The organism is Chitinophaga sp. W2I13, from assembly GCF_050434005.1.
Taxonomy (GTDB): Bacteria; Bacteroidota; Bacteroidia; order Chitinophagales; family Chitinophagaceae; genus Chitinophaga.
This window is the reverse complement of sequence record NZ_JBNPWD010000001.1, coordinates 1058540-1072501: the sequence shown is the minus strand read 5'-3', so window position 1 is coordinate 1072501 and position 13962 is coordinate 1058540. Positions and strand designations below refer to the sequence as shown.

14 protein-coding genes are annotated in these 13962 nt (G+C 47.3%); 10 read left to right on the top strand and 4 right to left on the bottom strand.

Features of this window, described 5'->3' with window-relative positions; all coding sequences use genetic code 11:
- Window positions 1-129: 129 nt before the first annotated feature.
- Window positions 130-519, top strand: a complete 390-nt coding sequence (locus tag QFZ48_RS04290) for a hypothetical protein (RefSeq protein ID WP_429061274.1) — start codon at window positions 130-132, stop codon at window positions 517-519.
- A 2-nt stretch (window positions 520-521) separates the two neighbouring features.
- On the opposite strand, the gene QFZ48_RS04285 is transcribed toward QFZ48_RS04290, so the two are convergent.
- A complete protein-coding gene (locus QFZ48_RS04285) occupies window positions 522-1199 on the bottom strand; it encodes a M15 family metallopeptidase (RefSeq protein WP_429061272.1) in 678 nt (225 codons plus the stop codon).
- A gap of 144 nt (window positions 1200-1343) precedes the next feature.
- On the opposite strand from QFZ48_RS04285, the gene QFZ48_RS04280 reads away from it, so the two are divergent.
- The 9 genes from QFZ48_RS04280 (at window position 1344) to QFZ48_RS04240 (ending at window position 9031) form a co-directional block, all read left to right on the top strand.
- Window positions 1344-2129 carry an SDR family NAD(P)-dependent oxidoreductase gene (locus QFZ48_RS04280; RefSeq protein WP_429061271.1) on the top strand — a complete coding sequence of 262 codons (786 nt, stop codon included), beginning with the start codon at window positions 1344-1346 and terminating at the stop codon, window positions 2127-2129.
- A gap of 82 nt (window positions 2130-2211) precedes the next feature.
- Entirely contained in the window at window positions 2212-2958 is a 747-nt protein-coding gene (locus tag QFZ48_RS04275) for a hypothetical protein (RefSeq protein WP_429061269.1), read from the top strand.
- A gap of 24 nt (window positions 2959-2982) precedes the next feature.
- Window positions 2983-3834, top strand: coding sequence for a fumarylacetoacetate hydrolase family protein (locus QFZ48_RS04270; RefSeq protein WP_370909760.1), 852 nt, complete (start codon window positions 2983-2985; stop codon window positions 3832-3834).
- 5 nt (window positions 3835-3839) lie between these two features.
- Complete coding sequence (locus QFZ48_RS04265) at window positions 3840-4169, top strand: L-rhamnose mutarotase (RefSeq protein WP_370909761.1); 330 nt, start codon at window positions 3840-3842, stop codon at window positions 4167-4169.
- A gap of 51 nt (window positions 4170-4220) precedes the next feature.
- Entirely contained in the window at window positions 4221-5048 is an 828-nt protein-coding gene (locus tag QFZ48_RS04260) for an amidohydrolase family protein (RefSeq protein WP_429045481.1), read from the top strand.
- A 20-nt stretch (window positions 5049-5068) separates the two neighbouring features.
- Window positions 5069-5851, top strand: a complete 783-nt coding sequence (locus QFZ48_RS04255; protein WP_429061267.1) for an SDR family oxidoreductase — start codon at window positions 5069-5071, stop codon at window positions 5849-5851.
- 60 nt (window positions 5852-5911) lie between these two features.
- Entirely contained in the window at window positions 5912-7150 is a 1239-nt protein-coding gene (locus tag QFZ48_RS04250) for a sugar MFS transporter (protein ID WP_429045485.1), read from the top strand.
- A gap of 68 nt (window positions 7151-7218) precedes the next feature.
- On the top strand, window positions 7219-7974 hold the full coding sequence (locus tag QFZ48_RS04245) for an MbnP family protein (RefSeq protein WP_429045487.1): 756 nt from the start codon (window positions 7219-7221) through the stop codon (window positions 7972-7974).
- Between the two features lie 7 nt (window positions 7975-7981).
- Entirely contained in the window at window positions 7982-9031 is a 1050-nt protein-coding gene (locus QFZ48_RS04240) for a cytochrome-c peroxidase (protein ID WP_429045489.1), read from the top strand.
- Window positions 9032-9255: 224 nt separating this feature from the next.
- On the opposite strand, the gene QFZ48_RS04235 is transcribed toward QFZ48_RS04240, so the two are convergent.
- The 3 genes from QFZ48_RS04235 to glmS all read right to left on the bottom strand — a co-directional run bounded on the left by QFZ48_RS04235 (window position 9256) and on the right by glmS (window position 13946).
- On the bottom strand, window positions 9256-9828 hold the full coding sequence (locus QFZ48_RS04235) for a DNA-3-methyladenine glycosylase I (RefSeq protein WP_429061265.1): 573 nt from the start codon (window positions 9826-9828) through the stop codon (window positions 9256-9258).
- On the bottom strand, window positions 9816-12020 hold the full coding sequence (locus QFZ48_RS04230) for a DUF4954 family protein (protein ID WP_429061264.1): 2205 nt from the start codon (window positions 12018-12020) through the stop codon (window positions 9816-9818). The genes QFZ48_RS04235 and QFZ48_RS04230 overlap by 13 nt, the downstream gene beginning before the upstream one ends.
- 90 nt (window positions 12021-12110) lie before the next feature.
- Window positions 12111-13946, bottom strand: a complete 1836-nt coding sequence (gene glmS / locus QFZ48_RS04225) for a glutamine--fructose-6-phosphate transaminase (isomerizing) (protein ID WP_429045496.1) — start codon at window positions 13944-13946, stop codon at window positions 12111-12113.
- Window positions 13947-13962 lie beyond the last annotated feature (16 nt).

Genomic DNA, 13962 nt, shown 5'->3' with positions numbered 1-13962 from the left:
AAAATCCAAAAATCCAAAAAGTAAAAATCCTGGTAATCAGTATAATCAGCGTAATCAGCGGGAAAGACAAAATCCGCGTGCTGTAACTTTTCCCGCGCCACCCCGTTCTACGGGTGAAATATTTGCCTGATGAAAACAATTCCCTTACTCCTTGCCTTTTTACTCTTTGCCGGTTGCAGCAAAGAAGCAGACAATTGCTCCCAGTACGGATGGGTGAATATTGTGGGCGCGAAATACATGGGTAAATCCACCAGCGATGCAAGAGGTCAGAATGGTGCTTTTTATGATGTAAGCTGTACCTTCCCCAATTCCTGTTACGCCATCAACAAAATTGTGGAGATGAGGGACAAGGATACCGTACTGCTAAAGGCGGAATATATATATAATACCTGTACCGTATGTACACAGGCATTTACTACACAAACCAAAACGTATTCTTTTATACCTGCCGATAACGGCACCTATTATTTAAAGTGGGAGGGGATTCCCAACCGGGTGGATACCGTGAAGATTCCATGATCTTAAAAGAAGATATCCATCAGCGGGTATTTTTTATAACCCGGCAGATAGAAGTGCCACCATTCTGTAGAACTTCCTTTAAAGCCATGTTGCATCATGGTATCTCTTAACAATTTGCGGTTGGCCGCCATTGCCGGGTCCGGCGGGGTGTAGTTTTCATGCGCTTTCAGGGTAAAATCATCAAAGTCCGTAGGCATTGCCACGGGCTTGTTTGTTTTCAGGCTTACCATACTCAGGTCTATGGCTACGCCGCGGTTGTGCCCCGATCCTTTGCGGGGATCGGCCGCATAGAGATCGTTTGGTACTATTTTAAACATCGTTTCCGTTACATGATAAGGACGGTATGCATCGTAAATAAGCAGGCCGTATCCCTTTTTGCGCAGGGCTTCCTGTACTACTTTGAGGGCTTTGGCTGCCGGCAGCCGGAGGTAAATATCGGTGCGGGTATAAAGCTTTTGTTTGGTGAAGTTATTGGTGGTGGCATAGCGCACATCTTTTTTGATGCCCGGGATATACTTTTCCAGGTTTACGAGCAGCTGGTTGCTGTCGGCTTTCACCAGCTGATCATATTGCTGCCGGGTGCTCAATACGGCGAGTCCGTATTTATTCACCGGTATTTTTTGGGCGGATAGCTGGCCGGAAATGGTCCACAGGAGCGCCGCTAACAGTATTATTTTCATGTGCTTAAAATTGCAGAAAAAGCCCCGTATTTGGACCTGATTATTGAATTTTGCGAAAATTAGGCAAGAAAGTATGAAATACAGTGAAAATACAATTGCAATCACCTTATATTAATAGGTATTTTAGAACCCTTAAATTTTTTAATGATGGAACTGTTCAGACTAGACAATAAAGTAGCGGTTATCACAGGTGGTGGTAGCGGCATAGGACAGGCAATAGCAAAAACATTCGGGGCCCAGGGTGCGCAGGTGCATATCCTGGAGCTGAATGAAGATGGTGGTAAAGCTACAGCAGAGGAAATCAGGGCAGCAGGTGGCCAGGCAAGTGTGCATGCGTGCAATGTAGCCGACCAGGCAGCCGTGATAGGCGTTATGGACGGTATTGTACAAACGGCCGGTAAACTGGATATCCTGGTGAACTGTGCAGGCATTGCGCATGTGGGTAACCTCGAAAATACGGCGGAACAGGACTTCGACAGGGTGTACCAGGTAAATGTGAAGGGCACCTATAACTGCATGTATGCAGTCATTAAACAAATGAAAGCACAGGGCGGCGGTGTGATCCTCAATGTGGCATCCATTGCTTCCAGTGTAGGTATACCGGACAGGCTGGCCTACTCTATGAGTAAGGGCGCGGTGCTGACTATGACATTATCCGTGGCGAAAGATTACCTCGGCGCTAATATCCGTTGCAACTGCGTGTCGCCCGCAAGAGTACACACGCCGTTTGTGGATGGATTTATTGCCAAGAATTACCCGGGCAGGGAAGCTGAAATGTTTGATAAGCTGAGTAAAACACAACCCATCGGCCGCATGGCTAAACCAGTGGAAGTGGGTAACCTGGCGTTATTCCTGTGTTCCGACGAAGCAGGCTTTATTACCGGAACCGACTATCCCATCGATGGCGGTTTTATCAGGCTTAATAATTAATAATTAATGTGATGTGTGTTTTAAAGTGCGGACGATTACCCGTATCTTTCAAGTTATTCATTCATTAATTTTTAGTTATATCATGCAACATTTTCGAATAGGGCTGGCAATAGCAATAGCCGTATTATCTGCCTGTAATTCCGGTACCAACAAGGAAACTGCCACCGGGGATTCCGCCACAGGGGTTAAACCGGCTACACCGGGTGGTACCGTATCTGTTACTTTTTCTGATAAGGAAAAAGATACTTCGCTGGTCACGATTAAATTTCAGCTGAAAGAAGGAACAAAGGAAAAAACTTTTGAACAAACAATCCTGAAAGACGCACCGGAACAAGACCTTTATAAGGTGTTGTGGAATGAGCCCAACAGCTGTTATATCGGCGTTATGAAAGCGAATCATCAGCCACGTTATTACCACGCTTTTGTAGACAGTAAAAAAGACATGAAAATATTATGGGCTGCCACGCCGCCTGAGCCAATCTGGGCATACATGGAAGGTACGCTGGGTCTTGGTAAGGTATCTGCCGGCGGCGAAATGTTGCAGCAATATAAAAAGAGTATCCAGTCCGGAAACATCCTGGCAGATTTTATTGCAGAGATCAAGCCGGATGCCTCACCCGACAGCCTGGAGCTGTATGTGGAATTTGGCGGTCTCCGTAAAAGTATGTTCATGCCCGTGCCCAGTGGCAGTAAAGGTGTGATCCAGCCAACAGGACAAAATGATCATGTGTATTTCTCTTTTGTAAAAGATGGTAAAGCAGAACCGGTGATTGACCTGCATGTGGAAAACGGAAGATTACAGATTAAAACACTGAAAGAAATTAAGTAAGACTAATAAATAAATAATATCGATATGAAACTGATCAGGTTTGGTTTACCGGGAGAAGAAAAACCGGGTGTTGCAACCGCAGCGGGAATGTTTGACGTGAGTGCTTTTGGTGAAGATTTTGGAGAGAAATTCTTTGAAACCAACGGGCTGGCGCGCTTATCAGAATGGTATGGCGCACATGCTGCAGAATGCCCGCAGGTGCCTGCCGGTACACGTTTGGGCTCACCTATCCTCCGTCCTTCCAAAATTATCTGCATCGGTCTTAACTACGCAGATCATGCGCGTGAAACCAACGCAGCCATTCCTACAGAACCTATCGTGTTCTTTAAAAGTACCAGCGCACTGGTGGGTCCAAACGACGACCTGGTGATTCCGCGCAACAGTCAGAAAACCGACTGGGAAGTGGAATTGGCAGTAGTAATTGGCAAAAAGGCCACTTATGTGGAAGAAAAAGACGCAATGGACTACGTAGCGGGTTACTGCCTGCATAACGACTACAGCGAAAGAGCTTTCCAGATTGAAAGAAACGGACAGTGGGTAAAAGGAAAGAGCTGCGATACATTCGCTCCGTTAGGCCCATGGCTGGCTACCAAAGATGAAATTGCCGATGTGAATAATCTTCGTTTATGGCTCACCGTTAATGGTCAGAAAATGCAGGATGGCAATACTTCCAACTTTATATTCAACGTAGCTTATGTAGTGGCTTACCTGAGCCAGTTCATGACCCTGCTCCCGGGAGATGTGATTTCCACCGGTACGCCTGCTGGTGTGGGCCTGGGCATGAATCCGCAGGTATACCTCAAAGCAGGGGATGTGATTGAACTGGGTATTGATGGTTTGGGTACTTCCAAACAAACTGCTGTAGCCTGTAAATAATAATTATGAAAAGATATTGTCTGGCGCTGGATCTGGTAGATGATCCGCAATTGATCAGCGAATATGAAGCGCATCACCGCAACGTATCCGCTGAAATAAAAAAGAGTATCACGGACGCCGGCATTACCGTAATGGATATTTACCGTGCCGGTAACCGCCTGTTTATGATCATGGAAGTAGACGATACTTTCTCCTTTGAACGTAAAGATGCGATGGACGCTGCCAATCCCGCCGTAAAGGTGTGGGAACAGCTGATGTGGAAATACCAGCAGTCATTGCCGGTAGCGAAGGAAGGAGAGAAGTGGGTGATTATGGATCAGATTTTTGCATTGTAAAGTATACCGGCCGCCGGAACTTCCGGCGACCGGTATGCAAAAAATATCTACATGGTTATTGACGCACATCAGCATTTCTGGCAATACGATCCTGTCCGCGACGCATGGATCGATGAATCTATGGAAGTGATCCGCCGCGACTTTTACCCGGAAGACCTGGCCCCGGTATTGGCTGAAAACGGCGTTCACGGCTGTGTGGCGGTACAGGCGGATCAGTCGCCGGATGAAACGGCCTTTTTACTGGCGCTGGCGGATAAGCATGATTTTATTAAAGGCGTGGTGGGCTGGACAGACCTCCGCGCTGAAAATATCAGTGAACAACTGGAACAGTACGCTGCACATCCGAAGCTGAAAGGCTTTCGCCATATTGTACAGGGTGAGGCGGATAACCGGTTTATTCTCGGGGAACATTTCTGCCGTGGTATCAAAGCGCTGGCGAAGCACCGGTTCACGTATGATATTCTCGTATATCCGAAACAGTTACCTGCGGTAGAAGAATTTGTACAGCAGTTCCCTGACCAGCCACTGATCATTGATCACCTGGCCAAGCCCGATATTAAAGCCGGTGAACTGGACGCATGGGCGGCACATATGCGCCGCATTGCACAGTCGCCAAACGTATACTGCAAACTAAGCGGCATGGTTACTGAAGCCGACTGGCAGCAGTGGGAGCCGGCACACTTCCGGCCTTTCCTGGAAGTAGCGCTGGAAGCCTTTGGTGCAAACAGGCTGGTGTATGGCTCCGACTGGCCCGTGTGCCTGGTAGCCGCCAGGTACCACGAAGTGAAAGGCATCGTGACAGATTTCATCAGCACCTTATCAACAAGTGAACAGGAACAGATAATGGGAGGCAATGCCCGCTCATTTTATCATCTATAAAAAATAATATCATACATACTATGGATTTAGGATTACAGGAGAAAGTGATTATCGTTACCGGTGGTGCAAAAGGAATCGGGGAAGCTATTGCAAAGCTAATAGCAGCGGAAGGCGGTATTACCGTGATTGCCGGCCGCAGTACTGCCGATAATGAAAAAACCGTCAACGAAATTATCGCGGTGGGTGGTAAGGCGATCGCTGTTACCGCAGAACTGGGTAAAGTGGAAGATTGTAAAAAAGTGATCTCTGAAACGATAGCAAAGTATGGCAGAATAGATGGGCTGGTAAACAACGCCGGCGCCAATGATGGCGTAGGACTCGAAAGTGGCAGCCCCGAGCGGTTTATGCAGTCGCTGCAGAATAATTTATCACACTACTACAACCTGGCGCATTTTGCATTGCCGTACCTGAAGGTCACCAAAGGAAATATTGTGAACATCGGATCCAAAGTAGCCGATACCGGCCAGGGGAACACCAGTGGTTATGCTGCCTCCAAAGGCGCAATCAACGCGCTCACCCGCGAGTGGGCAGTGGAATTGCTGCCATACTCCATCCGTGTAAACACGGTTATCCCAGCTGAAGTATGGACACCGCTGTATGAAACCTGGATTAATTCGTTGCCCAATCCAAAAGAAAAACTGGCGTCTATCACGGCTAACATTCCATTTGAAAAAAGGATGACCACTTCAACAGAAATCGCCAACAGCACCGTATTCCTGCTGTCGCCACGTTCATCTCATACAACCGGACAAATCGTATACGTAGATGGTGGTTACACGCATCTCGACAGATCCATCAGCTAAGGATAAAGAGCCAACACACGTTATCAACATTTAATCACCTGAAACATTAAATTCTTCGTTATGGCCGGAGGCGCAGTAAGTAATTCCACCTATACCACCAGTAAAGATACAGGCGCAAAGCCTGGCAGCTACCTGTTCCCGCTGATCCTGGTTACCAGCCTGTTCTTCTTATGGGGACTGGCATACGGGCTGCTGGATGTATTAAATAAACATTTCCAGGAAGTATTGAGCATTACTACGAAACGTTCTACTTTATTACAGGGCGCTTATTTCGGCGCTTATTTCCTCATGGCATTTCCTGCGGGAATGTTTATGAACAAATTTGGCTACAAGAAGGGGATCATACTGGGTTTGCTGTTGTATGCTACCGGTGCATTTCTTTTTTATCCAGCGGCCAACGCACTCAATTTTGATTTCTTCCTGCTGGCATTGTTTATACTTGCTTGCGGATTGGCCTGCCTGGAAACGGCTGCCAATCCATATGTAACCGTGTTGGGAGATAAAGCTACTTCCGAGCAACGGTTGAATTTATCACAGTGTTTTAACGGGCTGGGGTCTTTCCTCGGACCTATTATTGGTGCCTGGCTATTTCTCGGCACTGGTAAAGGAGATCTCACCACGGTAAAGATTACTTATGTTGCTATTGCTGTTGTAGTATTGCTAATAGCAGCTTTTTTCGTAAGAACTCCCTTGCCAGAAATTGAAGAAGCAAAACAGGAAGGTGAAGAGGTGATGGCGGATACCCGCCCGCTTTTTGCTCACCGGCATTTTGTATTAGGAGTGGTAGCACAATTCTTTTATGTGGCGGCTCAGGTAGGTGTGGGCGCTTTGTTTATTAACTATGTAACTGAATACTGGCATGGCACCTCTGCTAAAAATGCATCTCTTCTGCTCTCTATTGGTATGGCACTGTTCACAGGAGGTCGCTTTGTGGGCACAGCACTTATGCGCAAAATCGCTCCGAATCAATTGCTTGCTGTTTATGCGTTTATAAATGTCCTACTCTGCGCTTTTGTAATGACTGGTAACGGGGCTCCTTCTGTATACGCGCTTATCGCTATCTTCTTCTTCATGTCTATTATGTTCCCTACCATTTTTGCATTGGGCGTAAAAGACCTGGGTGTACATACCAAACGCGGCGCTTCTTTCCAGGTAATGTCTATCGTAGGTGGTGCTTCCGTTCCTTACCTGATGGGGATTGTAACGGAATGGCAGTCGCTGGCTATTTCTTACGGCATTCCTACTTTCTGCTTTGTTGTTGTGTTTTTGTACGGCTGGAAAGGATATAAAAGAGTTTAATCAGCAGATTTCTTTTTAATATTTAATCCGCAAAATCATTGTAACTTTCTTTAACAAAAGAGGATACCATGATTTTGCGGATTTTTGCTTCCTATGCTTGCTGGTTCCTGGTTGTAACCACGTTGTTTGCCGGGGTGCCTGCTGATCCCGGGCCTGTGCCTTCCCTGCAATTGTCTTTCACCCACCTGATGGGGCAGCAGCCACTGGTAAGGAAAGAGATCACTTACACCAATGCTTCCGGAGAGGCTTTTACCATCAGCCGTTTCCGTTATTTCCTCAGCAACTTTTCACTGGAAGCCGTCAATGGCAACATGGTTACTTTACCACCGGCTTACTTCCTGGTAGATGATGCGATCGACAGTTCAAAAAATATCCTGCTGGATAGCATTCCTGCCGGCGAATATAAGAGTATCCGTTTCCTGATCGGGGTAGATAGTATCCGTAATGTGAGCGGGGTGCAATCCGGCGCGCTGGCTGTAGAATCCGGCATGTTCTGGACGTGGAACAGCGGTTATATTATGGCGCAGATAGAAGGTCATTCTGCTGCGGTTAACACGCCTATGCAGGAATTTTTATTTCATTGCGGCGGTTATAAAACAAAAGATGGTGTACTGAAAAATGTGACGCTGCCGCTTCCGCAGCCGGTAACAATTGCAGCAGGTAAACAACCCCGTATTAATCTTACTGCCGATGTGGAAAGGTGGTTTTTACCGGATACCGTAAGTTTTAAAAAGATAACCGTGATCATGGCGCCGGGCGTAAAAGCAAGACAGGTAGCCGGCAATTATCAGCATATGTTTAACATAACAGGTATTTCCAATTAGCCGCTGCGTGAATCATAAGGTCATATACATCATTGGGGCGTTTTGCCTTTTGCTGGCGCTGGTGCAGGCGGGTACCAAGAAGCGCGCGGTAAAAGGGCCGGAGCCTTTTTTACTGCAGCTGCCCGCGCATTTTCCGCGGCCGGTATACGACTTCACCCGTAACCCGCTCACCAAACCAGGTGTGGCATTGGGCCGGTTTATGTTTTATGATTACCGCCTGTCGCAGGACAGCACCGTGTCCTGTGGTTTTTGCCACCAGCAGTTTGCGGCTTTCGGCCATTTTGACCACGCATTGGCGCATGGCGTGGCCGGGCAGCAGGGTATCCGCTCTGTACCGGTACTGTTCAACATGATCTGGCAAAAAGCGTTTATGTGGGATGGCGGTGTGAATCATCTCGAAATACAGGCACTCACCCCCTTAACAGACCACAACGAAATGGCGGTAGACCTGAAGGTGCTGATACAAAAAATGCAGACAGACTCCGAATACAGGAGTATGTTCAAAGCTGCTTTTGGTACGGAAGAAATCACGAGTGAACGCATGTTCAAAGCCTTCACGCAGTTTATTGCCACCATGGTATCGGCCGGTTCCAAATACGACAGCGTAATGCTCAAAGTCCCCGGCGTTGCCTTCACTGCTGAAGAAAACGCAGGATACACCGTTTTCCAGGAGAAGTGCGCGGCCTGTCATAAGGAACCATTGTTCACAGATCTCACCTACCGCAGTAATGGCCTGCCTTATTTACCGGCATTGAATGACATCGGCCGGATGAAGATCACCGGGAGCACAGATGATAATCTTCGTTTTAAGGTACCTTCCCTGCGCAATATTCTCAAAAGCGCCCCTTATATGCACGATGGGCGTTTCTTCGATATTTTCCAGGTTTTTGACTTCTATGACCATGGTGTAAAGGTCACTCCCACCACCGATCCGCTGGTGAAGCAGGGCATCCCGTTGTCGGACCAGGAAAAGCGGCAGCTGTATTTCTTTCTGAACACGCTCACGGACTACTCCTTTCTCGGCAATGCTTCGCTAAGTGAGGTACGGATCGAGTAGGACAGCCGCGAGTTTTGTCTTGCTCAGGATTACGCTGATTATACTGATTACCGGGATTTTTACTTTTGGATTTTTTGGATTTCTTTGATTTTTTTAATAATAAGTAAGGGAGATAAAAGCGAATATCTCCGCTGCTATCTCCCTTAATCCTTTATAAAATCAAGAAAGTAAAAATCCCGGTAATCAGTATAATCAGCGTAATCCTGAGCAAGACAAAATCCGCATTACCCGCGCTTCTTCCAGCACTCCTCCATGTGGTCATCTACCATGCCGGTGGCCTGCATGTAGGCGTAGCAGATGGTGGAGCCCACGAATTTGAACCCCCGTTTCAGCAGGTCCTTGCTCATGGCGTCGGAAATGGCTGTTTTGGCGGGAACGCCGGCCATGCCTTTGCGGTAGTGATTAACGATGGGTTTGTGGTTGACAAATGACCAGATGTATTTGTCAAAGCTGCCGAATTCCTTTTGAACTGCGAGGAAGGCTTTTGCGTTGCCGATCACAGATTTTATTTTCAGACGGTTGCGGATGATGCCTTCGTTTTGCATCAGTTCTTCCACTTTTTTCTCGTCGTATTTCGCTATTTTTTTGGCGTCCCAGTTATCAAAGGCTTTACGGTAATTTTCTCTTTTGGTAAGTACGGTATACCAGCTGAGGCCAGCCTGCGCACCTTCCAGGCATAACATTTCAAAGAGATGTTTATCGTCATGACTGGGCGTGCCCCATTCTTCGTCGTGGTAGTCCTGGTAAAGCTTATCTTTCTCCGACCAGTGGCATCTTACTTTTTTTATAGCTCCCATTCGCTGATGGTTTTGTTTACCTGCAATTTATACTTTTCCAGGTCTTCAGCAGTTTGTTTAATGAAACTATTATCTTCCAGGCTGCCAACTACTGCATTCATTTCTTTTTCACTTTCATAGGCGAGCTGGCGGAACGGATTTTTGTAGTCCTTCTCCCTGGAGCGTTTAATTTGTGCGGTGATCCACTCCATCGTTACAACAGAATCGTTCATCCATTGCGCGAGATCGGCGGTGGTCATATTTTTCAGGGAGCTGTCTTTTATTTCCAGCAGGCAGGCTACGGCATGTTGTAATTTGTCGGCTGCATATTCATTGCCTATTTCTTCATAGGCCGTGTGCAGTTGCGGCCAGCTGCTGATCTTGTTTTTCCGGATCTTTGTTTTGAGCGTGGCTACTGTTTCCGCTTTCATCAGTTGTCCGCCGATGTTTTGCCAGTCGCCGCGTTTAGCGGTGCTCACTGCTGCCTGTAAAGCCAGGAATGATGGTTTTTCTGCGGCGAGAATATTTTTAACAGCATACAGTACTATCATTTCCACGAACAGTGGGTAAGCTTTGTGTACTTTCAGCAGTTCTACTTCACGCGAGCTGTTTTCAAATCCTTTGGAGAGAATGGTGAGCTTGGCTACTTCTTCCGGACTATTTTTTAACAGGTCCTTTCCTTTTTTACGGAGGTCCTTTTCCGTTAGTTCTTTTTTGGAGGCATTTTCCGGCAGGGCGTACCATGCTTTCCCGGTGGCGGTTTCCATGATCGACAGCGCCTGGAATATTTCCTCTACAGAATCGGGCGCCAGGTAATCGTATTCAATGAGTTGTTGTTTATCGGTGCGTTTGTCGCGGTCAACATATTTCCAGGAGTTCCTGGCAATGGCGTACATGTTGTAGAGGAACCAGTAGCCGGGCATTATTTTCAGGCGGTTTTCATGTTCATCATTTACCACCAGGCTGAATGGAATGGAGATATTCAGCTCCGACATATAGTTGCCTTTGGAAATAAGGGTGAAGCTGGCGAAGCGGGAATTATGTTTCAGGCTTACGCACAGGCCTGGCCAGAATCCTCTGCCGGCAATGATTTCACCATCAGCGCCGCGTGAGTTGTGATTGGAGCCGATAGTGGCGCCTGCCGCCATGTTGCTTTGACCCATGATCAGCGCTGCACACAGGAACGAGTTGTTATGGTGGTGTTGTTCATGTGCCGGGAAGATGAGTGAGTTCAATACTTCGCAGCAGGAAATAGTGGCGTTGTTGCCGAGATAGGAGTTGATCAGCCTGGCGCCGTATTTCAACTGCGAGTGCGAGGCCATTACAAAACGAACGGCTTTCACGCCGTAGAATACGCGGCAGCCGTAGCCGATGATACCGTTTACCATTTCGCAGCCTTCTCCTATTTGTGAAGAAGCTTCGCTGCTGCTGTTGATGGTAAGGTTTTTCAATTTGTTGGCGCCTTTCAGGTATGCGTCGGTACCAATGGTAACATCTTTGATCATCTTACAGTTTTTGATCACTGTACGATCGCCAACCATACCGTAGTAGCCACGCTTTTTATCGAATTGTTTTTCTGTGAACGATTTGAATTGCTGCTGCAGTTGTTCATCATCGCGGTAGCGTGTCCACAGGTAAGCATCTCCGGGGAGCATACCATCAAAGGGCATTACGCTTCTGCCGCCGTTTTCATTGCACAGTTCCATCCAGATGCGGCCGTTTTCGTTTTCGCCTTCTTTCAGGATACCGTTTCCGAACTTAGCATAATCGGTAGTAGCCATTTCGTTTACGTTGGCTACAATTACCTCGTTGCCGAGGATATAATGCGATAAATAATTTACGTTGTGTACCACTACATTGTCGCCGAAGTCGCAGGCGCAGATGGTACTGTTGTACAATCCCACCGGCATCCGAAGGTTATGGAACTCCAGGTAGTAGGGTTCCAGTTTCCCGATACGTACCATCCCGAAAAAGTGGCAGTGCTGTACCAGTTGCGGATCAAATTCGTTGGAAACAAAAATAATATTCCAGTCGTCGGAGGTGTTATCATTACGTACCAGCGATTCTATTTCGTATGCTGTTAATTTCCTGTACTGGTCCTGCCTGCTCCATTGTTCATTACGGAGATAATATTCGTCTTTGCCTTTCGGTAACGTGGTTTCAATGAAATTATACCCCAGATCGGAAAGGGGTCTTTTTTGGATATTATTCATGAGGATACATCATTTGAGGAGAAATGACTATCTGGTTATTTTATTATGCGTGCAGATAATAAAATAACCAGATGAGTATCTCCATTGTCTTTATTCTACTGTAACTGATTTCGCAAGGTTCCGGGGTTTATCAACGTCCAGACCTTTGAGCACGCCTATATGATAAGCGAGCAGTTGTAACGGTACTACAGAAATGATAGGGGCTACCATTTCATCTGCCGCAGGCACAAAAATTACATCATCCGCCATGGGAGGAATGGTGTTGTCGCCTTCTGTTACTACTGCGATCACTTTACCTTTACGGGCTTTAATTTCCTGAATGTTAGACACTACTTTTTCGTAGTAGCTGTCTTTCGTGGCTACAATTACTACCGGCAGGTTTTCATCTACCAGTGCAATGGGACCGTGTTTCATTTCCGCAGCAGGATAGCCTTCCGCGTGGATGTAGGAAATTTCTTTCAGTTTGAGCGCTCCTTCCAGGGCTACCGGGAAGTTGTATCCGCGGCCCAGGTAGAGAAAATCACGTGCGTCTTTATATTTGGCGGCTACCTGTTTGATCTGGTTATCCAGTTTCAGGGCCGTTGCTACTTTTTCAGGAACCTGCTCCAGTTCATCCAGCAGGTGCTGGAACCTTTGCGGGGTAATGGTGCCTTTATCGGCCGCCAGTTTTAAGCCTACCAGGCAAAGCACTGCCAGCTGGGCAGTAAAGGCTTTGGTGCTGGCCACGCCAATTTCAGGACCGGCATGCGTATAGGCGCCGGCGTGAGATAAGCGTGCAATAGAAGAACCTACCACGTTGCAAACGCCGAGAATGATAGCGCCTTTTTCTTTAGCGCTTTCAATGGCTACGAGGGTATCGGCTGTTTCGCCGGATTGCGATACGGCAATGATGACATCACCGGGACCTACCACCGGGTTGCGGTAGCGGAACTCGGAAGCGTATTCCACTTCCACCGGGATGCGGCATAATTCTTCAATCATGTATTCGGCTACCAGCCCTGCGTGCCAGGAGGTACCGCAGGCTACGATGATGATACGTTTGGCATTGCTCAGCACATCCGCATATTCGCGCATACCACCCATGGTGAGGGTGCCTTTTTTCGCGTCTAAACGGCCACGTAAGCTATCGAAGATCGTTTGCGGCTGTTCAAAGATTTCCTTTAGCATGAAATGATCATAGCCTCCCTTTTCAATGGCGGCCAGTTCGATATCCAGTTTCTGGATGTAAGGCGTTTGCCTTTCATTGGAAATGTTTTTCAGGATCAGTTCATCTGCTTTGATGATGGCAATTTCATAATCATTTACATACACTACTTCTTTCGTGTATTCAATGATGGGAGATGCATCAGAAGCCAGGAAGTGTTCGCCCTTGCCAACGCCTATTACCAGCGGGCTTCCCTTGCGGGCGGCGATGAGGGTATCCGGGTTTTCTTCATCAATGAGTACAATCACATAAGCGCCTACCACTCTTTTTAAAGCGATGCGCAGGGCTTCTTCCAGCGAACACTGGTTTTGTTTTTTGATTTCCTCAATAAAGTGAAGGAGTACTTCGGTATCGGTATCACTATGAAAAACATGGCCCTGGTTAATGAGCTCCTGTTTCAGCTGTACATAGTTTTCAATGATGCCATTGTGGATCATGGCCAGTTTACCGTCGCCGGATAAATGCGGGTGCGCATTGCGGTCGCAGGGTTCTCCGTGTGTTGCCCAGCGGGTATGCCCGATGGCAATATGACTCCGGAGATCTTTTCCTTCCACGAATGCTTCGAGGGCGGCAACTTTATCTTTTTTCTTGTATACCTGTAACCCGTTATTGATCAGGGCTACTCCCGCGCTGTCGTATCCGCGGTATTCCAGTCTTTTGAGGCCTTTTAATACTACCGGGTAGGCTTCTCTCTGCCCGATGTAAGCTACGATTCCACACATAAGGTTTTTGGATTTG